21 protein-coding genes are annotated in these 24,942 nt (G+C 57.4%); 18 read left to right on the top strand and 3 right to left on the bottom strand.

Annotation, left to right across the window (positions count from 1 at the left end; translation table 11 throughout):
* Both rbbA and ACYVOC_RS06700 read left to right on the top strand, forming a co-directional pair.
* Positions 1–2,250 (top strand): ribosome-associated ATPase/putative transporter RbbA (gene rbbA, locus ACYVOC_RS06695; RefSeq protein ID WP_461161264.1); only part of this gene is annotated, 2,250 nt, incomplete at its 5' end.
* Between the two features lie 2 nt (positions 2,251–2,252).
* Complete coding sequence (locus ACYVOC_RS06700; RefSeq protein WP_461161265.1) at positions 2,253–3,389, top strand: ABC transporter permease; 1,137 nt, start codon at positions 2,253–2,255, stop codon at positions 3,387–3,389.
* A gap of 83 nt (positions 3,390–3,472) precedes the next feature.
* Here the strand turns inward: ACYVOC_RS06700 and ppsR are convergent, their stop codons facing one another.
* Complete coding sequence (gene ppsR, locus ACYVOC_RS06705; RefSeq protein WP_461161266.1) at positions 3,473–4,294, bottom strand: posphoenolpyruvate synthetase regulatory kinase/phosphorylase PpsR; 822 nt, start codon at positions 4,292–4,294, stop codon at positions 3,473–3,475.
* Positions 4,295–4,487: 193 nt separating this feature from the next.
* Here ppsR and ppsA point away from each other — a divergent pair, with 193 nt between their 5' ends.
* Genes ppsA through ACYVOC_RS06720 form a run of 3 tightly spaced genes read left to right on the top strand, consistent with a single transcriptional unit; the run spans position 4,488 to position 9,348 of the window.
* Positions 4,488–6,887 carry a phosphoenolpyruvate synthase gene (ppsA, locus tag ACYVOC_RS06710; protein WP_461161267.1) on the top strand — a complete coding sequence of 800 codons (2,400 nt, stop codon included), beginning with the start codon at positions 4,488–4,490 and terminating at the stop codon, positions 6,885–6,887.
* A gap of 42 nt (positions 6,888–6,929) precedes the next feature.
* Positions 6,930–7,262 (top strand): DUF4212 domain-containing protein, encoded by a 333-nt coding sequence (locus tag ACYVOC_RS06715; protein WP_461161268.1) that lies wholly within the window; start codon positions 6,930–6,932, stop codon positions 7,260–7,262.
* Complete coding sequence (locus tag ACYVOC_RS06720) at positions 7,255–9,348, top strand: VC_2705 family sodium/solute symporter (RefSeq protein WP_461161269.1); 2,094 nt, start codon at positions 7,255–7,257, stop codon at positions 9,346–9,348. The genes ACYVOC_RS06715 and ACYVOC_RS06720 overlap by 8 nt, the downstream gene beginning before the upstream one ends.
* Positions 9,349–9,543: 195 nt before the next feature.
* Here the strand turns inward: ACYVOC_RS06720 and ACYVOC_RS06725 are convergent, their stop codons facing one another.
* Both ACYVOC_RS06725 and ACYVOC_RS06730 read right to left on the bottom strand, forming a co-directional pair.
* Complete coding sequence (locus ACYVOC_RS06725; protein ID WP_461161270.1) at positions 9,544–9,903, bottom strand: FKBP-type peptidyl-prolyl cis-trans isomerase; 360 nt, start codon at positions 9,901–9,903, stop codon at positions 9,544–9,546.
* 217 nt (positions 9,904–10,120) lie between these two features.
* Positions 10,121–10,426 carry a winged helix-turn-helix transcriptional regulator gene (locus ACYVOC_RS06730; RefSeq protein ID WP_116003524.1) on the bottom strand — a complete coding sequence of 102 codons (306 nt, stop codon included), beginning with the start codon at positions 10,424–10,426 and terminating at the stop codon, positions 10,121–10,123.
* Positions 10,427–10,689: 263 nt separating this feature from the next.
* Here ACYVOC_RS06730 and ACYVOC_RS06735 point away from each other — a divergent pair, with 263 nt between their 5' ends.
* The 13 genes from ACYVOC_RS06735 to ACYVOC_RS06795 all read left to right on the top strand — a co-directional run bounded on the left by ACYVOC_RS06735 (position 10,690) and on the right by ACYVOC_RS06795 (position 24,935).
* Entirely contained in the window at positions 10,690–11,913 is a 1,224-nt protein-coding gene (locus ACYVOC_RS06735; protein ID WP_461161271.1) for a CaiB/BaiF CoA transferase family protein, read from the top strand.
* A gap of 143 nt (positions 11,914–12,056) precedes the next feature.
* The gene (locus tag ACYVOC_RS06740; RefSeq protein ID WP_461161272.1) at positions 12,057–12,401 is read left to right on the top strand and encodes a DUF2304 domain-containing protein; all 345 of its coding nucleotides are present in this window, start codon (positions 12,057–12,059) and stop codon (positions 12,399–12,401) included.
* Positions 12,394–13,872 carry a mannose-1-phosphate guanylyltransferase/mannose-6-phosphate isomerase gene (locus ACYVOC_RS06745; RefSeq protein ID WP_461161273.1) on the top strand — a complete coding sequence of 493 codons (1,479 nt, stop codon included), beginning with the start codon at positions 12,394–12,396 and terminating at the stop codon, positions 13,870–13,872. Before ACYVOC_RS06740 ends, ACYVOC_RS06745 begins: the two co-directional genes overlap by 8 nt.
* 4 nt (positions 13,873–13,876) lie before the next feature.
* The gene (locus ACYVOC_RS06750) at positions 13,877–14,680 is read left to right on the top strand and encodes an ABC transporter permease (protein ID WP_461161274.1); all 804 of its coding nucleotides are present in this window, start codon (positions 13,877–13,879) and stop codon (positions 14,678–14,680) included.
* On the top strand, positions 14,680–15,912 hold the full coding sequence (locus ACYVOC_RS06755) for an ABC transporter ATP-binding protein (RefSeq protein WP_461161275.1): 1,233 nt from the start codon (positions 14,680–14,682) through the stop codon (positions 15,910–15,912). The genes ACYVOC_RS06750 and ACYVOC_RS06755 overlap by 1 nt, the downstream gene beginning before the upstream one ends.
* Positions 15,909–17,729 carry a methyltransferase domain-containing protein gene (locus tag ACYVOC_RS06760; protein WP_461161276.1) on the top strand — a complete coding sequence of 607 codons (1,821 nt, stop codon included), beginning with the start codon at positions 15,909–15,911 and terminating at the stop codon, positions 17,727–17,729. Before ACYVOC_RS06755 ends, ACYVOC_RS06760 begins: the two co-directional genes overlap by 4 nt.
* The gene (locus ACYVOC_RS06765; RefSeq protein WP_461161277.1) at positions 17,726–19,234 is read left to right on the top strand and encodes a methyltransferase domain-containing protein; all 1,509 of its coding nucleotides are present in this window, start codon (positions 17,726–17,728) and stop codon (positions 19,232–19,234) included. The genes ACYVOC_RS06760 and ACYVOC_RS06765 overlap by 4 nt, the downstream gene beginning before the upstream one ends.
* A complete protein-coding gene (locus ACYVOC_RS06770; RefSeq protein WP_461161278.1) occupies positions 19,221–21,068 on the top strand; it encodes a glycosyltransferase in 1,848 nt (615 codons plus the stop codon). The genes ACYVOC_RS06765 and ACYVOC_RS06770 overlap by 14 nt, the downstream gene beginning before the upstream one ends.
* A 33-nt stretch (positions 21,069–21,101) precedes the next feature.
* Entirely contained in the window at positions 21,102–21,380 is a 279-nt protein-coding gene (locus tag ACYVOC_RS06775; RefSeq protein WP_461161279.1) for a hypothetical protein, read from the top strand.
* Entirely contained in the window at positions 21,381–21,641 is a 261-nt protein-coding gene (locus tag ACYVOC_RS06780) for a hypothetical protein (protein WP_461161280.1), read from the top strand.
* A 134-nt stretch (positions 21,642–21,775) separates the two neighbouring features.
* Entirely contained in the window at positions 21,776–23,557 is a 1,782-nt protein-coding gene (locus ACYVOC_RS06785; RefSeq protein WP_461161281.1) for a hypothetical protein, read from the top strand.
* Positions 23,558–23,632: 75 nt separating this feature from the next.
* Positions 23,633–23,914: a hypothetical protein gene (locus ACYVOC_RS06790; RefSeq protein ID WP_461161282.1), complete on the top strand. Its 282-nt coding sequence runs from the start codon at positions 23,633–23,635 to the stop codon at positions 23,912–23,914.
* Between the two features lie 22 nt (positions 23,915–23,936).
* Positions 23,937–24,935: an NAD-dependent 4,6-dehydratase LegB gene (locus ACYVOC_RS06795; RefSeq protein WP_461161283.1), complete on the top strand. Its 999-nt coding sequence runs from the start codon at positions 23,937–23,939 to the stop codon at positions 24,933–24,935.
* Positions 24,936–24,942: the final 7 nt, after the last annotated feature.

Raw genomic sequence — 24,942 nt, forward strand, 5'->3', positions numbered from 1 at the left:
CTGCTGATTCTCGATGAGCCCACCACCGGCGTCGATCCGCTGGCCCGCGCGCAGTTCTGGGACCTGATCGAGGGCATCCGCCAGCAGCGCCCCGGCATGAGCGTGGTGGTGGCCACCGCCTACATGGACGAGGCGCAGCGCTTTGACTGGCTCGTCGCGATGGACGAGGGACGCATCCTGGCGCAGGGCACGCCCGGCGGCCTGCTGGAGCGCACGGGCGCCGCGGATCTGGAAGCCGCCTTCATTGGCCTGCTGCCCGAGGAGCGGCGGCGCGGGCACCGGGCGGTCGACATTCCGCCCTTGACCGACGCCCAGGCGCAGGAGGTGGCCATCGAGGCGCAGGGCCTGACCATGCGGTTTGGCGATTTCACCGCAGTCGATGCAGTCAGCCTGCGCATCCGCCGGGGCGAGATTTTTGGTTTTTTGGGGTCGAACGGCTGCGGCAAGACCACCACCATGAAGATGCTCACGGGCCTGCTGCCCGCCACCGAGGGCAGTGCGCTGCTGTTCGGCCATGCGGTGGACCCCAAGGACATCGCCACGCGCCAGCGCGTGGGCTACATGTCGCAGGGTTTCTCTCTCTATGGCGAACTGACGGTGGAGCAGAACCTGCTGCTGCACGCGCGCCTGTTCCATGTGCCCGAGGCGCAAGTCGCGGGCCGCGCCGCCGAGATGGCGCAGCGCTTTGGCCTGCAGGACTCTCTGGATCTGTTGCCCGAGAAACTGCCGCTCGGCCACCGCCAGCGCCTCTCGCTCGCCGTCGCCATGGTGCACAAGCCCGAGCTGCTGATCCTCGACGAACCGACCTCGGGCGTCGACCCGATCGCGCGCGACAACTTCTGGCGCCTCATGATCGAGCTCTCGCGCCGCGATGGGGTGACCATCTTCATCTCGACCCATTTCATGAACGAGGCGGCGCGCTGCGACCGTATTTCGCTCATGCACGCGGGCCGGGTGCTTGCCAGCGATACGCCGCAGGCCATTGTGGCGGCGCACGCAGCGCAGACGCTGGAACAGGCCTTTATCGATTGCCTGGTGCAGGCCGGCGGCGGCGCGGCGGACGCGCCCGAAGCCGCGCAGGACCCGCGCGCCACCACCGCTGCGCCGCCCCGCGAGCCCGCCTGGCGGCGCAGCCTGCGGCGCCTCTACAGCTATGCCTGGCGCGAGTCGCTGGAGTTGCAGCGCGACCCGGTGCGCGGCGCGCTGGCGCTGCTGGGCTCGTTGCTGCTGATGTTTGTGATGGGCTACGGCATCAGCATGGATGTCGAAGACCTGCGCTTTGCCGTACTCGACCGCGACCAGACCGCGCTGAGCCGCGACTATGCGCTGCAGCTTGCGGGCTCGCGCTACTTCAGCGAGCAGCCGCCTTTGCGGGACGATGCCGACATGGACCAGCGCCTGCGCAGCGGCAAAATTTCGCTGGCGCTGGAAATCCCCAGCGGCTTTGCCCGCCATGCGGAGCGCGGCGAGCAGGCCGAGATCGCCGCCTGGATCGATGGTGCCATGCCGCAGCGCGCGGAAACCGTGGCCGGCTATGTGCAGGGCATGCACCAGTACTGGCTGGTGCAGACGATTGCAGCGCGCACCGGCGCAGCGCCCGTGGGCAACGTGAACGTGGAAACTCGGTTTCGTTACAACCCCGACGTCAAGAGCCTGCCGGCCATGGTGCCAGCGGTCATCCCCATCCTGCTGCTCATGCTGCCGGCCATGTTGACCGCGCTGGCCGTGGTGCGCGAGAAGGAGCTGGGCTCGATCATCAATCTCTACGTCACACCGACCACGCGCACCGAGTTTCTGCTGGGCAAGCAGTTGCCCTATCTCGCGCTGTCCATGCTCAATTTCGCCATGATGCTGCTGCTGGCCGTGACCGTGTTTGGCGTGCCTGTCACCGGCAGCCTGGCCACGCTCACACTGGCGACGCTGCTGTTTGCCATCAGCGCCACCGGGCTGGGCTTGCTGGCGTCTGCCCTGGTGCGCAGCCAGTTGGCGGCCATGTTCTTCACCATGATCGGCACCATGCTGCCTGCCATCCAGTTCGGCGGCCTGATCAACCCGGTGTCGTCGCTGGAGGGTGCGGGGCGCTGGATCGGCGAGATTTATCCGGCCAGCCACATGTTCACCATCAGCCGGGGGGTGTTCAACAAGGCGCTGGGGTTTCACGACCTGGCCGCCTCGTTCTGGCCGCTGACCGTGGCGCCGGTGGTGATTTTGGGCGTGGCGGTGCTGCTGCTGCGCAAGCAGGAAAAGTGAGCATGCGCCGCCTGCTGCACCACCTGACCAACATCCGCCTGCTGGGCGTCAAGGAGCTATGGAGCCTGTGGCGCGACCCGATGATGTTGATCCTGATTGTCTACACCTTCACCGTGGCGATCTACACCGCGGGAACGGCCATGCCTGAAACGCTGCACCACACGCCGATGGCCATCGTGGACGAGGACGATTCGGCCCTGTCGGCGCGTATTTTCAGTGCGTTTTACCCGCCTGCGTTCAATGCGCCGGTGCGCATCACCAATGCCCAGGTCGATCCGGCGCTGGATGCAGGCCATTACACGCTGGTGCTGGTCATTCCGCCGAACCTGCAGCGCGATGTGCTGGCCGGGCGCTCGCCCACTGTGCAGCTCAATGTGGATGCCACGCGCATGAGCCAGGCGTTTGCAGGCAGTGGCCTGGCCCAGCAGATCGTGGCGGGCGAGGTGGGTGAGTTCGTGCAGCGCAACCGGGGCACGCAGGCTCCCCCGGTAGAGCTGGTGACGCGCATGCGCTTTAACCCCACGCTCTCGAATGTGTGGTTTGGTTCTCTGATGGAACTGGTCTCGCAGGTCACCATGCTCTCGATCATTCTGACCGGCGCGGCGCTGATTCGCGAGCGCGAGCATGGCACCGTCGAGCACCTCTTGGTCATGCCGGTGACGCCCACCGAAATCATGCTGGCCAAGGTGTGGGCCATGGGGTTGGTGGTGGTGGTGGCAACGCTGCTGTCCCTGCACGGCGTTGTGCTGGGGCTGCTGCGGGTGCCGGTGGAGGGCTCGCTGTGGCTGTTCTTTGCTGGCGTGGTGCTGCACCTGTTTGCCACCACGTCGCTGGGCATCTTCATGGCGACGCTGGCACGCAACATGCCGCAGTTCGGCCTGCTGGTCATGCTGGTGATGCTGCCGCTGCAAATGCTCTCGGGCGGCATGACGCCGCGCGAGAGCATGCCCGAGTGGGTGCAAGCGGTGATGTCGCTCGCACCCACCACGCATTTCACCGAACTGGGCCAGGCCATTTTGTTTCGCGGGGCGGGCCTGGCGGTGGTGTGGCCATCCTTCGTGGCGCTGCTGCTGATTGGCGCAGTGATGTTTGCCCTGTCGCTGCGCCGTTTCCGCCAGGCGATTGCACAGATGGGCTGAGGTTGGCCTGGCCGGTGGGCGTTGGAAAATTTAAGTAAAAATGGTCGCTAAGGCAATGGATACGGGCGCTGGCAGCTATCAATTCAGTAGTTGAGGCGGTCGGGGTGCAGTTCTTGCAGGATGGTGGTGGCGATCTCTTCGATGGATTTGGTGGTGGTGGACTGCCAGCGAATGCCCGAGCGGCGCATCATGGACTCCGCTTCCTGCACCTCCATGCGGCAGTTCTCCAGGCTGGCGTAGCGCGACCCGAGGCGGCGTTCGCTGCGAATCTCGGACAGTCGCTCGGCGCTGATCGTCAGGCCGAAGATTTTTTTGCGGTGTGGCACCAAAGCCGGGGGGAGTTGGCGGCGGTCGAAGTCTTCGGGGATGAGCGGGTAGTTGGCGGCCTTCAGCCCATGCTGCATGGCCAGGTACAGGCTGGTGGGGGTTTTGCCGCTGCGGCTGACGCCGACCAGGATCACGTCGGCATCTTCCAGGTTCTTGTGGCTCTGGCCGTCGTCGTGCGCCAGGCTGTAGTTGATGGCTTCGATGCGGTCGTGGTATTCCTTGCTGCGGCTGATGTCCGAGAAGCGCCCCACGCGGTGGTGCGACTTGACGCCCAGCTCCACCTCCAGCGGGTGCACAAAGGTGCCAAACATGTCCAGCAGCTTGCCCTTGCAGCCTTCCTGGATCACTTTGAGCACCTCCATGTTCACCAGGGTGGTGAAAACAATGCTCTTGCGCCCTTCGATCTCGGCCGTGTGATTGATCTGGCGCACGGCTTGGTGCGCCTTGTCCACGGTGTCGATAAAGGGCAGGCGCACCCGGCGCGGCACCAATTCGAACTGGGCCAGGATGGCGTTGCCAAAGGTTTCGGCGGTGATGCCGGTGCCGTCAGAGACAAAAAACACGGTGCGCGAATGCATGAGGGGCCTTTTTAGAAGCGTCAGCCCTTTGCCAGAAGCGCGGGCCTACAATTGTGAACATTATCCGAATTCTCACCATGCGCGCCGTCGGTCTACAACCACAACGACAAAGCCGAGCCCCGCGCCTGGACGCTCGCCCATTGCTCCTCCAGGGCGTGGGCGCAGACCCGGTTTCAACTTCTGGAGCTTTCCCATGTCTGCATTGTTCAACGCGACCGCCTTGGTCGTACCGTTTGAAAACCTGAGAATGACCGACGTCGAGTCGGTGGGCGGCAAAAACGCCTCCCTCGGCGAGATGATCTCGCAGCTGCCGCAGGGCGTGCGTGTGCCTACCGGTTTTGCCACCACGGCCCATGCGTTTCGCCAGTTTCTGGCGCATGACGGCCTGGCCGATCGCATCAGCCAGAAGCTCGCCAGCCTCGATACCGAGGATGTGCGCGCGCTGGCCCAGGTGGGCGCAGAGATCCGCGCCATGGTCGAGGCCCAGCCTTTTCCGGCCGATCTGGAGCAGGCCATTCGGGACGAGTTTGCCCGCTTCTCTGCCGACAACCCCCACGCCAGTTTCGCCGTGCGTTCGTCCGCCACGGCCGAAGATCTGCCCGACGCCTCGTTTGCGGGCCAGCAGGAAACCTTTTTGAATGTGCATGGCATCGAAGAGGTGCTGCACAAGATGAAAGAGGTGTTTGCCAGCCTCTACAACGACCGCGCCATCAGCTACCGCGTGCACAAGGGTTTTGCGCACGATGTGGTGGCGCTGTCGGCGGGCGTGCAGCGCATGGTGCGCTCCGACCTGGGCGCGGCAGGGGTCATGTTCACCATCGACACCGAATCGGGCTTTGAGGACGTGGTTTTCATCACCAGCAGCTACGGCCTGGGCGAGACAGTGGTGCAAGGCGCTGTGAACCCGGATGAGTTTTATGTGCACAAGCCCATGCTCAAAGCGGGCAAGCAGGCCGTGATCCGGCGCAACCTGGGCTCCAAGCTGATCCAGATGGTGTTCACCACGCCCGAAGAAAAAGCCGAAGGCGCGCTCAAAGGCAAGCTCATCAAAACCACCGACGTGCCGGCCGAGCAGCGCAACCGCTATTCGCTCACCGACGCCGACGTGCAGCAACTGGCGCACTACGCGCTGGTCATCGAGCAGCACTACGGCCGCCCGATGGACATCGAATGGGGCAAGGACGGCGAAGACGGCCTGCTCTACATCCTGCAGGCGCGCCCCGAAACCGTGAAGAGCCAGGTCCAGGGCCAGGCCGAACTGCGCTACAAGCTCAAGGGCACGGGCCCGGTGCTCGCCGAAGGCCGCGCCATTGGCCAGAAAATCGGCACCGGTCCGGTGCGCCTGGTGCACAACATTTCCGAGATGGACAAGGTGCAGCCCGGTGACGTGCTCGTGACCGACATGACCGACCCGAACTGGGAGCCGGTGATGAAGCGCGCCAGCGCCATCGTCACCAACCGGGGCGGGCGCACCTGCCACGCCGCCATCATTGCGCGCGAGCTGGGCATTCCGGCCGTGGTGGGCTGCGGCAACGCCACCGACAAGCTGGTGGACGGCACCCTGGTCACCGTGAGCTGCGCCGAGGGCGATACCGGCCACATCTACGACGGCCTGCTGGAGACCGAAGTCACCGAGGTACAGCGCGGCACCATGCCGTCCATTGCCACCAAGATCATGATGAACGTGGGCAACCCGCAGTTGGCGTTTGACTTTTGCCAGTTGCCCAACGAAGGCGTGGGCCTGGCGCGGCTCGAGTTCATCATCAACAACAACATTGGCGTGCACCCCAAGGCCATTCTTGATTATCCGAACATCGATTCGGACCTGAAGAAAGCCGTGGAATCCGTGGCGCGCGGCCACGCCAGCCCCCGTGCCTTCTATGTGGACAAAGTGGCCGAGGGCGTGGCCACCATTGCCGCGGCCTTCTGGCCCAAGCCGGTCATCGTGCGCCTGTCGGACTTCAAGAGCAACGAGTACCGCAAGCTTATCGGCGGCAGCCGCTACGAGCCAGAGGAAGAGAACCCCATGCTGGGCTTCCGCGGCGCGGCGCGTTATGTGAGCGTGGAGTTTGGCGAGGCCTTCGCCATGGAATGCGAGGCCTTGAAGCGCGTGCGCAACGACATGGGCCTGACCAACGTGCAGGTCATGGTGCCCTTTGTGCGCACGCTGGGCCAGGCCGAGCGGGTCACGCAACTGCTGGCGCAGCATGGCTTGAAACGCGGTGAGAACGAGCTCAAGCTCATCATGATGTGCGAGATCCCGAGCAACGCCATCCTGGCCGAGCAGTTCCTCGCCTTCTTCGACGGTTTCTCCATCGGCTCGAACGACCTGACCCAGCTTACCCTGGGCCTGGACCGTGATTCGGGCCTGGAGCTGCTGGCACGCGACTTCGATGAACGCGACCCCGCTGTCGAGGCCTTGATCCACATGGCCATCAAGGCTTGCCTTGCCCAGGGCAAATACATCGGCATTTGCGGCCAGGGCCCCAGCGACCACCCCGACTTTGCCCAGTGGCTGGCCAAGGAGGGCATCACGTCCATCTCGCTCAACCCCGACAGCGTGATTGCCACCTGGCAGCAGCTGGCGCGCTGAGCCAGGCCAGACCCCCTGCGCACGGTGCCCGCAGCAAACCCCATGATGCAGCCGCCACCACCTTCCCACGAGGCTGAGCTGGCGGGCCCGTTCCCGCCCGATCTGCACGATGTGCGGCATCTGCAGCTCAAAGGGGGGTTGCTGCTGCTGTGGGTGCTGGTGTCGTTTGTGGCCATGTACTTTGCGCGCGACCTGGAGACCATCGTGGTGGGCGGCTGGCCTTTGGGCTTCTGGATCGCGGCACAGGGCGCCGTGCTGGTGTTCATGGCCATTGTCGTGGTCTATTGCTGGGCCATGAACCGCTTTGAGCGACAGGACGCGGCCCAGGCCGATCTGCCGTCGGCATCTCCGCCACCACCACCCCGTCATGGCTGAAAACGGCGCGGCGGACGGCGACAAGGCCTATCTCTGGCGGCTGCACCGCATCCTCGGTGCTTACGTGCTCGGGGTTCTGGGATTTTTGGCGCTCATGACCTGGGCCGAAAGTCGGGGCCTGTCGCGCCACTGGATCGGGCCCATCTTCCTGTTCCTCTCCGTCATGGTGTACGCCGGTATAGGGGTTTATGGCCGCACCACCGACGCCGAGGAATACTACGTGGCCGGGCGGCGCATTCCGCCCATGTACAACGGCATGGCGGCCGCTGCCGACTGGATGAGCGCGGCTTCGTTCATCAGCCTCTCGGGGGCCTTGTACCTGCAGGGCTTTTCGGGCACGCCGGGCCACGCCGGGGGGCTGGCCTACCTGCTGGGCTGGACGGGCGGGTTTTGTCTGGTGGCGATTCTGGTGGCGCCCCACCTGCGGGCCATGGGGCTGTACACCGTGCCTGATTTTTTCCAGGTGCGCTTTGGCGGGCGCTGGCCCCGGGTGATTGCCGCGCTGGCCGCCGTGGTGTGTTCGTTCACTTATGTGGTGGCGCAAATCTACGGCGTGGGCCTGATTGCTTCGCGCCTGACCGGGGTGCAGTTCGAGATCGGCATCATGCTCGGCCTGGGCGGGGTGCTGCTCTGCTCCTTTCTGGGGGGCATGCGTGCCATTACCTGGACACAAGTGGCGCAGTATGTGGTGCTGCTGCTGGCTTTTCTGATTCCAGTGTCGTGGCTGGCCTACAAGCAGCTGGGCAACCCCGTGGCGCCCCTGGTCTATGGCACGCAGATCAGCAAGATCGCCGATATGGAGGCCCAACTGCTGGCATCGCCTGCCGAATACGAGGTGGTGGCTGCGTACCTGGCGCGGGCGCGTGATTACGAAGCACGCCTGGAGAACGTTGAGGCCGCACTGGAAGACGAACGCATCGCCATCCGCGAAAAAATCCGCGTACTGCGCGCCAAGAATGCTGATGTCGGCCTGATCGTTGCCGCCAGCCGCGAACTGGCGGCCCTGCCACGCGACGCCACGGCGGCGCGTGAGCGCTGGACAAAGCTGATGCAGGAGAACTACGAGCGTGCGCAGCCCCTGGGCGGTCTGCCGCGGCACAGCCATGCGTATGCGGGCTACCCCGACGGCACGCCGGAGGAGCAGATAGCATTCACCGATTCGCGGCGCAATTTTTTGGCGCTCATGTTCTGCCTGATGGTGGGCACTGCCGGGCTGCCGCATCTGCTCATGCGTTACTACACTTCGCCCACGGTGGCGGGGGCACGTGCCTCGGTGGCCTGGTCGCTGTTCTTCATTGCCTTGCTGTACCTCAGTGCCCCGGCCCTTGCCGTTCTGGTCAAGTTTGAAGTCATGAACAACCTGGTGGGCAGCCATTTCGACGCCTTGCCGAACTGGATAGCGCAGTGGGCGCGGGTCGATGCCTCGCTGCTGTCGATTGAAGACATGAATGGCGATGGCCTTGTGCAGTTTGGCGAAATCCACCTGGGCGCCGACCTCATCATGCTGGCCACGCCGGAGCTGGGCGGTTTGCCTTATGTGGTGTCGGGCCTGGTGGCAGCCGGGGGGCTGGCGGCTGCCTTGTCCACCGCCGATGGCCTGTTGCTCACCATCAGCAATGCGCTGGTGCGCGACCTGTACTTTCAGGCCAAGCCGCGCAACGCCTCGCCCGAGCAGCGCGTGATACTGACCAAGTTCACGCTGCTGGCCGTGGCGCTGGCGGCAGCGTTTGTGGCCGCACTCAAGCCGTCGGACATTTTGCCGCTGGTGTCGGCCTCGTTCTCGCTGGCGGCATCGGCGTTTGTGCCGGTGATGGTGCTGGGTATCTTCTGGCGCGGCACCACGCGCCAGGGCGCTGTGGCCGGGATGCTGTGTGGTCTTGGGTTGGCTGCGTACTACATGCTCTCGCACGTGCCCAGCCTGCGCGCCACCCTGCCGCACGGGTTGCTGGCCGATGGCCTGTGGTTTGGCATTCAGCCCATTTCAGCGGGGGTGTTTGGTGTGCCGGCAGGGCTGGTGTCGGCCGTGCTGGTGAGCTGGCTGACCCGGCCACCACCACTGCGGCCCCCGGTGCGCTTAGAGATGTAGGCGACAGGCCCAGGCGATGGGCCTGCCGTTGTGCGGTACCCGCAGCCCTTGAAGCCGGCGTGGCCGAAGTCAGTGACCGCCGCGCAAGGGCCGCCAGCAATCCTCGGTACGGGCGCTGGCGGTGTCCCCCTTCCCGCATCGCGCAGCGAGGCGAGAGAAGGGGAAGGCGCGAAGCGCCGCAGGGGGGTATTTAGTTCAGCGCCCGGTTTTGAGCAATTCCACGTCAAACTTCAGCGTCGCATTGGGGGGAATCACGCCGCCCGCGCCGCGTGCGCCGTAGCCCAGTGCTGCCGGGATGATCAGGGTGCGCTGGCCACCAATCTTCATACCCTGCACGCCTTCATCCCAGCCTTTGATGACCATGCCCGCGCCCAGGCCGAACACGAAGGGGTCGTTGCGGTCGCGGCTGGAGTCAAACTTGGCGCCTTGCACGCCGTCGTTGTACAGCCAGCCGGTGTAGTGCACTGTGACCTGTTGGCCCTTGGCCGCCTCGGCGCCTTCGCCCACGGTGGTGTCTTCGTATTGCAGGCCGGAGGCAGTGGTGGTGAATGCCATGGTGATTTCCTTTTATAAGCTATAAAAATAATAGCTTCCAGCGCTTGATGGTATTGCGTTGGAGGCCAATTTCTTTCAAATTCCCTGGTGAGCAGGGCAGGGGAGAGCGTTTGCCTTATTCCGTTTCCAAATCATTCGTCTCTAGGCGCGAAGCCGCAGGCAGTGCTGTCGCACGACAAGGCGCAGCAACAACGACACGGGTGATTTAGAAATGGAATTATTTTTTGGCGCGGTTGGCCGCCCAGCGGTTGGCAAATGCCTGCACGTCGCTCAGCCGCTTCAGCAGGTCGCTGCCCGAAGCGGTGACGGCATAGCCATCGCTGCCATGGTCGATCAGGCCGGCTTCGCGCAGCTCCTTGATGCGGGTGTTGAGCGTGTTGGGTGTGATGCCACCCACGCTGTCTTGCAGCAGCCGGAAGGTTTGCGGATGGCCATCGCGCAGCGCCCACAGCACGCGCAGGGCGTACCGGCACTCAAGCCGCTCGAACAATTGGAAAATGGCGACGTTTTCTTTGGAGCTCATGAGGCTTCTCCTAGCGCATGAAGGGATGGGTGGCGGTGCGGTGCCTTGTGGCGGGGCGCGTGGGGCACTATAGCGCCGAACCGTATTTGCTACAAGTTTAATAGCTCCAAACGCATGCCAGCGGCGCATGCATGGGAGAAAGCTGCACAAGCCATACAAGTGTTGCAACTCTGCCACGAATTGCTCTGGCATCATCCCGGTGCCCGCCACGGCGGGCTGTATCGGCCTGCGCTTGAGCGGCAGGTGCTTTTGAAGGAATTTTCATGACAGCTTCACACAGCGCCACTGCAGCAACGCCCAGCCCGGCGCTGCCGCTGAGCGGCCTGCGCGTGGTCGAGTTCTCGCACATGGTCATGGGCCCTACCTGCGGCATGGTGCTGGGTGACCTGGGGGCCGAGGTCATCAAGGTCGAGCCCATCGAGGGCGACCGCACGCGCCACCTGCTGGGGGCCGGGGCAGGGTTTTTTCCACTCTTCAACCGCAACAAGAAAAGCATTGCCATCGACCTGCGCCACCCGCAGGGCATGGCCGTGGCGCAAAAGCTGGCCGCGTCGGCCGATGTGGTGCTGCAGAACTTCAAGCCCGGGTCTCTCGCCAAGTATGGGCTGGACTACGTCGCACTCAGCGCAGTGAATCCGCGCCTTATCTATGTCAACCACACCGGTTTCTTGCCAGGCCCCTACGAGCACCGCACCGCGCTGGATGAGGTGGTGCAAATGATGGGCGGCCTGGCCTACATGACCGGCCGCCCGGGCGACCCGCTGCGCGCAGGCTCCAGCGTGAACGACATCATGGGCGGCATGTTTGGCGCCATCGGTGCCATGGCTGCACTCATGCAGCGCGGCATTACCGGGCGCGGGCAGGAGGTGGATTCGGCCCTGTTCGAGAACAATGTCTTCCTCGTTGGCCAGCACATGCTGCAGTACGCCGTCACCGGCCAGCCCGCCGCGCCCATGCCCGAGCGCATTTCGTCCTGGGGCCTGTACGATGTGTTCAGTGTGAAGGATGGCGAGCAGATCTTTCTGGCCGCGGTGAGCGATGCGCAGTGGAACACCTTCTGCGATGCGCTGGGCTTTGCCGACCTCAAGGCCGACCCGCAGCTGGCCACCAACAACGACCGCGTGCGCCAGCGTGCCACCCTGCTGCCGGAGCTGCGCCGCCGCCTGGCCGGGCGCACCGCGGCCGAGCTGTCTGACCTGTTCGAACGCAACGGCCTGCCGTATGCACCCATCGTGCGGCCCGAGCAGCTCTACGACGACCCGCACCTCAACGCCACGGGCGGCCTGGCCGACATCACCCTGCCCGACGGCGAGTGCGCCGGGCAGACGGCGCGCACCACGCTGTTCCCGCTGCGCATGGACGGCCAGCGCCTGGGCGTGCGGCTACAGCCGCCGGTGCTGGGGCAGCACACCGCGCAAATACTCGGGGTGCTGGGGTTGTCCGACGGCGAAATCCAGGGGTTGCGCAGCACGGGCGCAGTGCACTGAAGCGCTTTGACCAGGCGCATACGGAGCCCACGGGATGTGCACCTAAAATGGCCGGTTGGGCAAGGGGGCCAAAACGATTACTGGAAGTAGTCGTTTTTCAAACATAAATCTGGAAAGCATTTCACTTGATAGCAACACTTCAAATGACCACCACCCTGATGGGGTTTGGCTTGGCCATTGTCATTCTGGTGCTTGTCCGGCGTGACCACCTGTATTTGTCGCATGGACTTTTATGGGTGGCGATTGCGTTGTTTGCCGCCGTTTTGGGCGTTTGGCCTGGGCTGATCGATCGCCTGGCTGCCATTGCGGGAATCAGCTATTCCCCCGCTTTTTTGCTTTTAATGGCCGTGATCGTGCTGCTGGTTAAGGTGCTCCACACAGACATCGTGAACACCCGAATGGAGCGCGATATTCGCAGGCTAAACCAACGCTTGGCTCTGTATGAAGCTGAAATGCGCACTTTAGTGGTATCTGACAAACATGAGTAATCAACTTGTTCCCGTGATTTTGTGCGGTGGGTCTGGCACCCGCATGTGGCCGCTTTCGCGTGAAACCTATCCCAAGCAATTTTTGGCATTGGCGGGCCAGGACACCATGTTGCAAGATACCGCCCTGCGGCTGCAAGGGCTGTCTGGCAAGGTGCCCCAGGCCCCCAGCCCAATTTTGGTGTGCAACGCCGAACACCGCTTTCTGGCTGCCAGCCAGTTGAACGCGGTAGGCATCCATGACGCACGGATACTGCTGGAGCCCGTGGGCCGCAACACGGCGCCCGCTTTGACCCTGGCGACCTTGCAGGCCAGCGCGGACCAGGCAGACCCGGTGCTGTTGGTCATGCCTGCCGATCACGTCATCCCTGACCGGCCCGCATTGCATGCCGCAGTAGAAAAAGCCTACAACCTGGCCGCCAAGGGCGCCATGGTGACCTTCGGCATCGTGGCTGACCGGCCTGAAACAGGCTATGGGTACATCCAGCGCGGAGCCGCCACGGACGAAGGCGGCTATTCCATCGCCAGCTTTGCCGAAAAGCCCGACGCCGACACCGCCCAGGCGTACGTCGATGCGGGCAGCTACTACTGGAACAGTGGCCTGTTCATGGTGCGTGCCAGCACCTGGCTGAAAGCCCTTGAACAATGCCGCCCCGACATTCTGCAGGCCTGTTCTGCCGCCATGCAACAGGCCGAGCGCGATATGGATTTTGTGCGCCCCGAGGCCACCGCCTTTGCTGCATGCCCTTCGGATTCGATCGACTACGCTGTGATGGAACGACTGCCTGCGCGCCCCGAGATAGGCGTGCCCGCGTGCGTTATCCCCCTGCAGGCAGGCTGGTCTGATTTGGGTGCCTGGGACGCGTTGTGGCAGATTCTTGAACAAGACGCCCAGCAGAACGCAACCGTGGGCGACGCCATGGTTCACAACTCTACCGGCTCATTGCTGTTCTCCACCAGCCGCCTGGTCGCGGGGGTGGGGCTGGAGAATATCGTGGTCGTTGAAACGCCCGATGCCGTGCTGGTGGCCGACAAACGCCAGACCCAGGACGTCAAGCACGTGGTGGCTGCGCTAAAAAAGCAAGGCCATGTGCTGGCCAACAACCACCGCAAAGCCCACCGCCCCTGGGGCTGGTACGACAGCATCGACAGCGGCGAGCGCTTTCAGGTCAAGCGCATCGTGGTCAACCCCGGCGCCAGCCTGAGCCTGCAAATGCACCATCACCGCGCTGAGCACTGGGTTGTGGTGAAAGGAACGGCCGAGGTCACCAACGGTGAAAAAGTCTTTTTGCTGGGCGAGAACGAATCCACGTTTATCCCGCTGGGCCATGTGCACCGCTTGACCAACCCCGGCAAAGTGCCGCTGGAGATCATTGAAGTGCAATCGGGCAGCTACCTGGGCGAAGACGACATCGTGCGCTTTGAAGACACCTATGGCCGCGCTGCAAACGCCGCGATAGAAAAGGCTGCGTAACCCCATGCCTGGCTTACCCATGCTCAAGGCCTTATGGGCCTACCGCAGCTTTGTCTGGAGCAGCGTGCTGCGCGAATTTCAGGGCAAATACCGTGAATCGCTGTTGGGCGCGTTCTGGTCTGTGGCCAACCCCCTGGCCATGATCGTCATCTACACCGTGGTGTTTGGCCAGCTCATGCGCCCCCAGCTTGCCGGGCATGAGCAAACGCCGTTCGCCTTCAGCATTTACCTGTGCTCCGGTGTCATCACCTGGGGCCTGTTTGCAGAAATGCTGGGGCGCCTGAACAGCGTTTTCCTGGAACACGGCAACCTGATCAAAAAATCCAACTTTCCGCGCATTTGCCTGCCGGCCATTGTGTCGGTGTCAGCGCTGGTCAACTTTGGCATTGTGTTTGGCTTGTACTTGGCCTTTTTGGCGCTGATTGGCCACTGGCCGGGCTGGCTACTGCTGGCCGTGGTGCCGCTGCTGGCCCTGCAAGTGCTGTTTACCTTGGGGTTGGGCATTTTTTTGGGCACGCTCAACGTGTTTTTTAGGGATGTGGGCCAATTCACGGGCATCGTGGTGCAGTTTTGGTTTTGGCTCACGCCCATCGTGTATGTGTTTGACTCAATGCCAGCCGCCGCGCGCAACGTATTGCAATACAACCCCTTGCAGCCCCTGATGGTGGCCTACCAAGGCATTTTTTTGAACCAGCGCCTGCCCGACTTCGCCAGCCTGGCGCCGCTTGCCGTGCTCACGGCCTTTTTTCTGATTTTGGGCGCACGCTTCTTTCTGTCGCGCGTGGGCGAACTGGTGGATGAACTCTGATGGGCAAGCTTGTTGTTTCTAATGTCAGTAAGGCCTACAAGCGCTACCCCGGCAAATGGGCCCGTGTGCGCGAATGGTTGACTGGCAAGCCCTGCCACGACAAAACCTGGGTGCTGAGCGACATCAACTTCACCATCAACCCCGGTGAGGCCGTCGGCATCATCGGCGTCAACGGTGCGGGCAAAAGCACCCTGCTCAAAATCATCACCGGCACCACACAGCCTACCAGCGGCAGCGTGCACATCGAGGGCCGCGTGGCCGCGCTGCTGGAGCTGGGCATGGGTTTTCACCCTGACTTTACCGGGCGGCAAAACGTCTTTATCGCCGGGCAGTTGTTGGGGCTGCGCGGGGATGAAATTGCCGCCTGCATGCCCGCCATCGAGGCGTTTTCGGAAATTGGCGACTACATCGACCGCTCTGTGCGCACGTACTCCAGCGGCATGCAGATGCGGCTTGCCTTCGGCGTCGCCACGGCGGTGCGACCCGATGTGCTTATCGTGGACGAGGCCTTATCGGTAGGGGATACCTATTTCCAGCATAAATGCATGCAGCGGATCAGGAGCTTTCAGGTTGAAGGCACAACCCTGTTATTTGTTTCGCATTCGCCTGATACTGTGCGAATGCTTTGTCAGCGCGGAATCATGTTGGAGCATGGACGGGTCGTAAGGATTGGCGATGCGGCAAGCGTGATGGATTATTACCGGGCCAGCCAGGTTCAGCGCATGGATTCTACGGCTGAATTTCTTTCAGAGATATCAGAGGAAACGCCGGTAGCGGAAGGACGTGATTCCAAAATTGTTCTTGCGAACAAATCTCATGGAGCTGTTTTTGCAGAAATAACTGGCACAAATAATTATATTCGATCTGGTGATGAAATTCAAATATCTATATCAGTAGTATTTAATTCGAATTATAGCGATCCGCATATTGGATTTGGCATTAGAACAAAAATGGGTGTAACCGTCTATGAAACCAATACTTATACGTTGGGCTTTCAGACTAGGCCGGTTGTGCCAGATGAGAAATTGACTATTTGTTTTTCATTTGTATGTGTGATGGCTCCAGGAACGTATGAATTGGTTGTTGGTGTGGCTAATGGTGGCTATGCGGATGGAAATTTCGAGAATTCATTATTTTTCGATCAATCATTTATGATATTTGAAGTTGCGATGGGTGATGTTGCTGGATGGGGTGGGCTGTGTAATTTGCAACCAAAGATTGCTATTGTATGATAAACAAGATTTTAGATTATTATAGAAATGCAGATTACGATTTTCGCAATTTTGCTTTCGAAGCTGATCCGTTAAAAAGTCGTTTTAATGAATGGGTTGATTATTATCGCATGAAATGGGCGATATCGAAAGCAATTGAAGCCCGATCCATCTTGGAAATCGGAGTGCGGTACGGCTATTCGGCCCATGCATTTCTAAGTGGCTCGCCGCAAGCAGAATATATTGGTGTCGATGCCGATGAGCCATCTTTCGGTGGAGACATTGGCGCTGTAGATTGGGCAAGAGAAGCGCTTCAAAAAGAAGGCTTCTCCGTAGACGTTATTAAAAGTAATACCCAGAAGTGGTCGCGCCTCCCCGATGGTTGCTACGATCTTGTCCATGTGGATGGACAGCAGGATGGTGATGGCACCTATCATGATCTCGATATGGCCATCATGCAATCAAAATATATTTTGGTGGATGGATACCATTGGACTCGGCAGAATTTTTTGGCTGTCAACGAGTGGCTTTGGAATAACAGGGCTGCAGTAGAATTTTCAATAAATATTCCCGGCTACGCGGGCGATCTTTTAATTCGCTCAAAAATACAATCCGTGGCATCATCAAGCGATCGGCAAGGCAGCGAATATTTAATTGGAGCCTATACATCTGATTACTATTTGCAAGACTGTGGTGGATATGAACTCTGGCATGACAGCCGCGGGGCGCAACTAGATAGTCGTTTGCAGGCTGTTGCAGATGCTGCAAGCGCGATCGGCGTACCTCGCAAGGTTGTTGATCTGGGGGCGGGACGGGGTGAATTAGCGACATATTTTGCGAAAAATGGGTCGTATGTCACTGCTATTGATTATTCGGTTGATGCAGAGAAACTGATTGGAGAGACAATCGGCACGAATGAAGATGCTCGGAAGCGCGTTACTATTGTGCGAGGGAGTGTTACCGATATTGGTGTTTATTCTGATGAATATGATCTGGCAGTCGCCGCTGATATCGTTGAACATCTGGCGCCTGATGAACTCGATAAAATGTATGAGATCGTCAGCAAAAAATTAAAGCCCACCTTAGGTAGTCTCGTTGTTCATACTGCTCCGAACAAGTGGAATTATCAATACCAACACCCTAGAGAGCAAAAGGCAGCAATTGCTGCTGGATTTTGGTTGCCACGTATCAGGCGAAGTTGGTACGAGCGTTTAATGCATATCAATGAGCAGAATCCCCGACATCTGAGAAAACAGCTTTCTCGATTTTTCCCATACATACATCTTTGGCTCTCAGATGATCAGAATATGGGAGGTAGTTTGGTTCGCCCCTACACCATTGAGGATTGTCGACAGGCAAAGAGTATTTTTGCAATCGCATCTCATCGCCCAATAGATGTTGAAGCCATTGCATCCGTTTTTTGTATGAATATTTTTACTGATAATGAAAAAAATGCTGTAAGATTTGATATTGTAAATAGTCCAAGAGAAGCGCGAGTGGGCCAATTTTTTGATGTGACAGTAAAAGTGATTAACAAATCTCGAAGGCGCATTACAAGCCTGCCGCCACACCCTTATCATCTCAGCTATCATTGGAGAGATATGCACGAAGGCGTAGTGCAGTGGGAGGGGCATCGAACGCTCTTTGCTCCAGCTCTTTTGCCGGGTGCAGAAGGTCTGTATAAGGTGAAAGTGCAGGCGCCTGCTGAAGCAGGCATCTACCGATTAGAGGTGGCCGCGGTTCAAGAGGCTGTTCGATGGCATGAGCCAATTAGCCTAATTGGTGAGGATTTAATGATTTGTGTCACTGATGGCGAATCATTGGTGGAAGATAAATGAATCAGAACTTCTATAGCGCGTTTGAAGATCGCTATCGTGGATCGCGCGAATTGATACGTGGGCGCCTCACGGTGTATTTACCCTTTATAAAGCCACTGCTTGAACTGTATCAACCTACTACCGCTCTAGATCTTGGCTGTGGCAGGGGAGAATGGCTTGAACTCCTGCAAGACAATAATTTTCAGCCCCACGGTGTTGATCTCGATGACTGGATGTTCGCCGAATGCACTGAGCGTGGGTTGCCGATTATACATGGCGATGCCATTGCCTATTTAAATTCTCTGGGCGACGATTCACAATGCATTGTGTCTGGTTTTCACATTGCCGAGCATATTGCGTTTGACGATCTTGAAAAATTGATTATTCAATCCCTTCGGGTGCTCAAACCGGGCGGTTTGCTCATTCTAGAAACCCCCAATCCAGAAAACGTGGTGGTCGGTACCAATAGTTTTTATCTCGACCCTACGCATCAGCGGCCCATTCCGCCTCAACTTTTATCATTTTTGGCTGAATATCAGGGCTTCGTTCGTGTTCACACCGTCCGCTTGCAAGAGCAACGTGAACTCCATGAGCGCAGTGACATCGGCTTGATGGACGTACTTGGCGGGGTCAGCCCCGACTATTCGGTGGTAGCGCAGAAGGCAGCGGCCCCTGCAATTTTGGCCAAATTTGATGTGCCCTTTGCAACCCACTATGGCATAGAGCTTTACGAGCTTGCAGTACGCTACGACGGCATGCTGGACCGGCGAATGAGTGCTATAGATCAGAGGCTTGCCAATGTAGAAGCCCAGGCGGGTGGAATGACCGAGGCATTGGGGCGAACCACAGCCCTGCAGGACCGGCTTGTTAAGACGGCGACTCAGTTGGCACGCGCACAGGCTGAGGTTGAACAATTGCAAGGAGGGGCTGCGCGCACTGTGCAGCACGTCGAGGTGGCCGAAACCCGCGAACAGGAGCAGCGCGTTGGAACCCTTGAAGCGCAGTTGAAACAACACCAGGCCCGAATTGACGAACTCGGGGGTAGCTTGCACCGCTGGCGGCAACAAGCCTGTGTATTGGAAGCTGAGCGCAATGCCCTGCGTCAAAGCGCGTCATGGCGCATTACCGCGCCTCTGAGGCTCGCGGCTGGCTTGGTGCAGCGCCCGGCCCACACCGTGCGCAGCGGCGCTAATGCGGTCATCCGTCGAACTATCGTCATCTCTGAGCGTCCACTGTCAGGCCTGATGGCTGCTGTTTTGCGGAGGCCGCAGCTCAGTCACCGTATCAATCAATGGCTGCTGCGCTACCCCGCCTTGTACCAACAGTTGCTCGACGTTGCCCGTCGTGGGGGCGTCGTCATGGCTGCGCCAGCGCATTCGCCGCAAATAGTGCAGGCGCAGATTCGACGTTTCGAGCAACTCCGTTCGGTACGCATCATGCACACCCTCTCCCAACTTTCCAACCACGATAACGACGATAACGACGATTCCGTGATTTTCCTGAGAGTGAGTAATGATGTCAGCTAAAAGTATCGCTATCGTCATCCTGACCTGGAATGGCCTGGAGCTGACCCGCCGCTGCCTAACCAGCTTGCAACTAGCAACTCTGCCTGCGAATGTGCACGTGATCGTCGTCGATAACGGTAGCCATGATGGCACGCCAGATTACGTCCGAGGCCTGTCCGGTGTGACATTGATCGAGAACGGAAAGAATCTTGGCTATGCGAAGGCCGTTAACATAGGCATACGAGCAGCAGCATCGGATGCCGACATTGTTCTTCTGAACAACGACGTTGAGCTGATCGAGCCGGACTGGCTGGGCCGCTTGGCCACTACGGCCAACACCGATCCAAAGTTGGGGGTCGTGGGTGTGAAGATCGTGCGCGATGACGGCACACTGCAGCACTGCGGTGCTTATCTGCCCATAGACACCATGTGGGGCCAGCAACTGGCCGGCGGCGAGGTGGATATCGGTCAGTATCCAGGTCTACACGAATGTGAAAGCGTTGTTTTCGCCTGCGCATACATCAAGCGAGCGACGATTGAAGCAGTTGGCCTGCTCTCAGAAGATTTTTTCGCTTATTTCGAGGACACTGACTACTGCATGCGCACCTCGCTGGCGGGTTTGAAGATCGGGATGTGTGGCGATATCCGTGTGAAGCACTCGGAAAATTCCAGCACCAAGGTCAACAAGGTCAGTCACAACGACATCTTCCTCACCAGCCAAGAAACCTTTCGTAGCAAGTGGGGGAAGCACTTGGCCGAGACCCGCTACACGCAAACCCTTGACTGGCACTCCATCATCAACTTTCCCTCCGGGTACGCTGGCTCCTCGCGTGCCTTCGTCGAATCGTTCGACCGTATCGGCATATCGGTGCGCTACAAGTACGTGTACGGGCCCGGTACGGTGTTTCCGGTTGTGGAGCCCGAGCACTCTGACTCGTATCTGGTCAATATGGTCTGGGCTCGCCAGTTCGGCAAGTCTCCGGTGCAGGTGGTGTACGCGCAGGGCGACGTGTTCCAGAAAAATACCGGTAAATACAAGGTCGGCTTCACCATGCTGGAAGTGGATGGGTTGCCTGCAGAGTGGGTGCGCCAGGCCAACCTGATGGACGAGGTGTGGGTGCCGTCCTCATTCAATGAGCGAACTTTCCGCGATTCTGGCGTGACGGTGCCGATCCATGTGGTTCCGCTTGGCGTGGATCCTGCGTATTTCTCGCCCAGGATCCGCAGCCAGAAGGCGGGGGGCGAGTTCACCTTTTTATCTGTCTTCGAATGGGGCTCTCGAAAAGCCCCTGATATTCTCCTGCGCGCCTTCTCAGACGAATTCAGTATCAAAGAACCCGTGCGGTTGCTGTGTAAAGTAAACAATTTCGATCCCGGCGTGAGTATCCGAGCGGAGATTGCGCAAATGGGTTTGCGCAAAGATGGCGGCCGTATTGTGATTGCGGAAAACCAGATCCTTCAGCAATACGAGTTGGGAGTGTTGTACCGCTCGGCTGACTGTTTTGTACTCCCTACGCGCGGCGAAGGTTGGGGTATGCCGATTTTGGAGGCCATGGCCTGCGGTCTCCCGGTCATCGCTACGAACTGGAGTTCACAAACTGACTTTATGACTGAAGAGAATTCCTTACCTCTGCAAATAGATGGACTGATCCCGGCGATCGCGAAGTGCCCATATTACGAGGGTTTCCATTGGGCTCAGCCTTCGTACGAGCACCTTCGCACCCTCTTGCGCTGGGTCTACGAAAACCAGGATCAGGCGCGCGCGATTGGCGAGCGTGGAGCGCAGGACGCTGCACAACATTGGACTTGGGCCCATGCAGCACGTTGCATGTCCGAACTGATCAAAGTGGCATAAAGATGACAGATCATTTAGTTGCTGTGCGTCAATGTGGTTGGAACTATCGAGCCACGCAAAGGCTATTTACAAACCATCGATGCTTTCACTGCACTATGGGCCCAAGGGTTAGATGCAAATCTGGTCATTTTCGGAAAAGAGGGCTGGAAGGGCTTACCTGACGCCATGTGCAGCGATATCCCCCAAACTGTCGAAAAACTGCGCGCTCACCCCGAGTTGAATAATCACCCTTTCTGGCTTGAAGGCATCAGCGACGAATACGTCGAAAAGGTTATACCGCCAGCTATGGCTAAGGCTTTGGATTGCCGCTGATTGAAGCAGCTCAGCACAAATTGCCCAATCGTCGCGCGAGATATTCAAGTGTTTCGAGAAGTGGCTGGGCAACATGCCTACTACTTCAACGCAGCGCAACCCGATGAATTGGCTCAAGCTCTGCCCGATTGGCTGACTTTGTTTCGAGCAGAAAAGCATCCTCGTTCGGATGATATGCCGTGGCTTACCTGGCAAAAGAGTACGGCGCAGGTGATGCAGCTATACTTTACTTATAGTGAGACAATTAAGGTGCACCTGTAGCAAAGGCCCTTGCTCCGTTCAGATTATTATTGCGCCATTCATATTAAATGCTTGAGCAATCAAATAATAACTCTTTGCGCGAATATTTTCACAAATAGATTATGAATATAAATTCAAATAATAAGAAAAAAATCGTGACGCTCTTGTGGCAAAGTTTTCTTGTCGTGCTATTTTTGGAAGTGGTTGTATTAAAGCTATGGCAAGCAGATTTACGTGTTCCTTTTAATTACTGGGGCGATACATTGTGGTTTGTTGTTCCGATTAAAGGAATGATTGATAATGGTTGGGTTTACTATGTGCCGCAACTTTCTGCGCCTTTTGGTTTGAGTGCTGCAGCATTCCCATCTATGACTAATTTCGATTGGTTATTAATGAAGGGTATTTCATTATTTGTTTCTGATGCTGGCGCAGTGCTTAATATATTTTGGTTGCTTAGTGTCGTGTTAACTGCATGGTCTGCAATCATCGCTCTTCATCTGTTTGGTATAAAAAAATGGCTTGCACTGGCTGCATCGATAATTTATGCGTTCCTTCCTTTTGCGTTTTTGAGGAATGTTGCGCATATTTCGTTGGTCTATTACACGGTACCTCTGTTGGCTTTGTTGGCGATCAATATTGCGAAGGGAGGCGATCACCCGCAAGCCAGATTAATACGTATATTGGGTTATGGAGCGGCGGTCGCTCAAGGGTTTAATTACATTTATTTTAGTTTTTTTGCGATTGTACTGTTTTTCTTTTCAGGAACTCTTGGGGCCATTCGAAATAAATCAAAAAACTCAATAAAGGAGGCGGCTGTCGCTGTGGCATTAATTTCATTGGCTGCAGCAATCAATTTGGCGCCCTCTTTTATCAGCTGGTCTCAGTATGGGAAGCCACCCGACATGGGTTACAAATCTGCAGCCGAGGCAGAAGTATACGGCCTAAAGCTGCGAAAATTGCTTGTACCTAATGAGGCCAATCAAATGCCAATTATAAGTCACTGGGCGAGGAGTGACAGAAATTCAAATTTTCCTAATGAGAATGAGAATATTACAGCGCGTCTTGGACCTATGGCTGGGATTGGTTTTTTGTTTTTACTCGCGGTGTCAGTCGGTATGGGTGGAAAGTATGGCAATAGTAGGGGTGAAGATGTAAAAATTGTGGCGTCGCTGAGTTTATTTACTTTTCTTTTTACGACTGTTGGTGGATTCGGGGCGATTTTCAATCAAATCTTACCAGATATTAGAGGGTATAACAGATTTTCTGTATTTTTAGCATTTTTTTCTCTCGTGGGATTGGTGTTGATAATTCAAGAATTAATTCCAAAAATTCGAACTGAAATATCTAAAAATATTTGTATTGGAATTTTCGGTAGTTTAATTATTTTTAGTCTCTATGATCAAGTGCTTGATGCGCGCCATTTGATAGATAGACGTGAAGCAGATCTAAGTTCCGCAACGCAGGAAAGAGAGTTGGTCAGAAGTATTGAAGCTAAATATCAAAAGGGAACTTCTGTATTTCAGCTGCCGATTACTGGATTCCCCCCGGATCCTGGAATGAAGCGCATGTTGCCTTACGATCATGCTAAACCATTTTTATGGTCAAGCGGTCTGATGTGGAGTTGGCCTTCCTTTTCCCGGCAGCATCGGAGTTGGCTGGGCCAATTAAATGGATTGGAAGGTGAAGCTCTTGCTGAATCACTTGTCTTGTCGAAATTTGATTTAATTTGGATTGACCGTTTTGGATACGAAGATAATGGTGATAAGATTATTTCATCATTACTTCTGACTGGTGCCACCGAGGTCGCAGCCGGAGCTAGCCAACGGTATACAGTCTTGAGCTTGTTCCCCATCGAAAAAAAATTAAAGATGCAGTTAGGCGAGGTGGCGTTTGAGAAGCAGAGTGAAAAAATTCTTAATGCACCTAGATTTAATTGAAGTAAAAGTTTTCACGGTCCATAGCATAACTCTGAGGGAAGAATATTTCGATGGTATCGCTCAAATAGTGAAATTGTGATTGCCAACGCACATAATGCCCCTTGGATCGGTACCTTATCTTTTTATGTTGCTTCTGGAACCCAAGGTGAAGTTGTGTTTTCTTCTGGATCGCTCAGTAAAATTGCAAAGTTAGGGCCAGTGCCGGTGCTCATAGATTTCCCGGTGACAGTTGCACCATCAGGTAAAAAAATAGTAAATTTTTCGACTACAGCTGCAAAGATGTCGCTTCCACCCGGCGAAACTCGCGTTCTTTGTTTTTATATAATGGATTCGGGCTTGAAATCAATTTCAAATTAATAACGTAACCAAGGAGTGGAAAGTGAATTTGGCAGGTAAAAAAGTTTTGGTAACGGGTGCTGATGGTTTTATTGGTAGCCATTTGTGCGAGAAGTTGCTCAATCATGGATGCGATTTGAGAGCATTTGTGTATTACAACTCATCCAATAGTTGGGGTTGGCTCGATACGCTTCCGCAAGAGAAGATACGTGGGCTGGATGTATTTGCGGGTGACATCCGTGACCCGAATGGTGTCGCCACCGCTATGGAAGGGTGTGACGTAGTATTCCACCTTGCTGCACTAATAGCCATTCCGTTCTCTTACCATTCTCCGGATTCCTACGTTGATACAAATATCAAAGGCACCTTGAATGTCCTTCAAGCCGCCCGGCGGTTAGGTACTGAGCGGGTTCTAATTACATCTACCTCAGAGGTTTATGGCACCGCACAATACGCCCCTATTGACGAGCGGCATCCATTTCAGGGGCAATCTCCGTATAGTGCGACAAAAATCGGCGCAGACCGACTGGCAGAGTCGTTCTATCGATCTTTTGAAACGCCCGTTACTATTGTCAGACCTTTCAATACCTATGGACCGCGACAATCGGCACGTGCCGTGATACCGACGGTGATCACACAATTGTTGTCTGGTGAAACAAGTTTGCGTCTGGGTAGCCTCAGCCCAACGCGCGACTTTAACTACGTTAAGGACACTGTCGATGGTTTCATCGCATTGGCTGAATGTGATTCGGCTATTGGGGAAGAGGTGAACATTGCCACAGGCATAGAACATACCATCGGCGATGTAGCAGCCTTTCTGATCTCGGAGTTGAACCCAGCTGCTTCAGTGGTTACGGAGGAGCAGAGACTTCGGCCCGATGCTTCTGAAGTATTTCGCCTGATAGGTGATAATAAAAAGATCACAACATTGACCCCTTGGCGACCTGCCCATGATTTGAATACAGGTTTGAAAGAGACGATCGAATGGTTCAAAAAACCGGACAATTTATCTCGATACAAAGCATGGCTTTACAATTTGTGAATGGAGT

This window comes from Simplicispira piscis (assembly GCF_054783455.1).

Excerpts from the sequence above, each read along its gene's own strand:
- ACYVOC_RS06700 (WP_461161265.1), top strand. The coding sequence starts at position 2,253 with ATGCGCCGCCTGCTGCACCACCTGACCAACATCCGCCTGCTGGGCGTC.
- ACYVOC_RS06735 (WP_461161271.1), top strand. The coding sequence starts at position 10,690 with ATGACAGCTTCACACAGCGCCACTGCAGCAACGCCCAGCCCGGCGCTG.
- ACYVOC_RS06740 (WP_461161272.1), top strand. The coding sequence starts at position 12,057 with ATGACCACCACCCTGATGGGGTTTGGCTTGGCCATTGTCATTCTGGTG.
- ACYVOC_RS06715 (WP_461161268.1), top strand. The coding sequence starts at position 6,930 with ATGATGCAGCCGCCACCACCTTCCCACGAGGCTGAGCTGGCGGGCCCG.
- ACYVOC_RS06730 (WP_116003524.1), bottom strand. The coding sequence starts at position 10,426 with ATGAGCTCCAAAGAAAACGTCGCCATTTTCCAATTGTTCGAGCGGCTT.
- ACYVOC_RS06760 (WP_461161276.1), top strand. The coding sequence starts at position 15,909 with ATGATAAACAAGATTTTAGATTATTATAGAAATGCAGATTACGATTTT.
- ppsR (WP_461161266.1), bottom strand. The coding sequence starts at position 4,294 with ATGCATTCGCGCACCGTGTTTTTTGTCTCTGACGGCACCGGCATCACC.
- ACYVOC_RS06720 (WP_461161269.1), top strand. The coding sequence starts at position 7,255 with ATGGCTGAAAACGGCGCGGCGGACGGCGACAAGGCCTATCTCTGGCGG.
- ACYVOC_RS06770 (WP_461161278.1), top strand. The coding sequence starts at position 19,221 with ATGATGTCAGCTAAAAGTATCGCTATCGTCATCCTGACCTGGAATGGC.
- ACYVOC_RS06750 (WP_461161274.1), top strand. The coding sequence starts at position 13,877 with ATGCCTGGCTTACCCATGCTCAAGGCCTTATGGGCCTACCGCAGCTTT.
- ACYVOC_RS06745 (WP_461161273.1), top strand. The coding sequence starts at position 12,394 with ATGAGTAATCAACTTGTTCCCGTGATTTTGTGCGGTGGGTCTGGCACC.
- ppsA (WP_461161267.1), top strand. The coding sequence starts at position 4,488 with ATGTCTGCATTGTTCAACGCGACCGCCTTGGTCGTACCGTTTGAAAAC.
- ACYVOC_RS06765 (WP_461161277.1), top strand. The coding sequence starts at position 17,726 with ATGAATCAGAACTTCTATAGCGCGTTTGAAGATCGCTATCGTGGATCG.
- ACYVOC_RS06755 (WP_461161275.1), top strand. The coding sequence starts at position 14,680 with ATGGGCAAGCTTGTTGTTTCTAATGTCAGTAAGGCCTACAAGCGCTAC.
- ACYVOC_RS06725 (WP_461161270.1), bottom strand. The coding sequence starts at position 9,903 with ATGGCATTCACCACCACTGCCTCCGGCCTGCAATACGAAGACACCACC.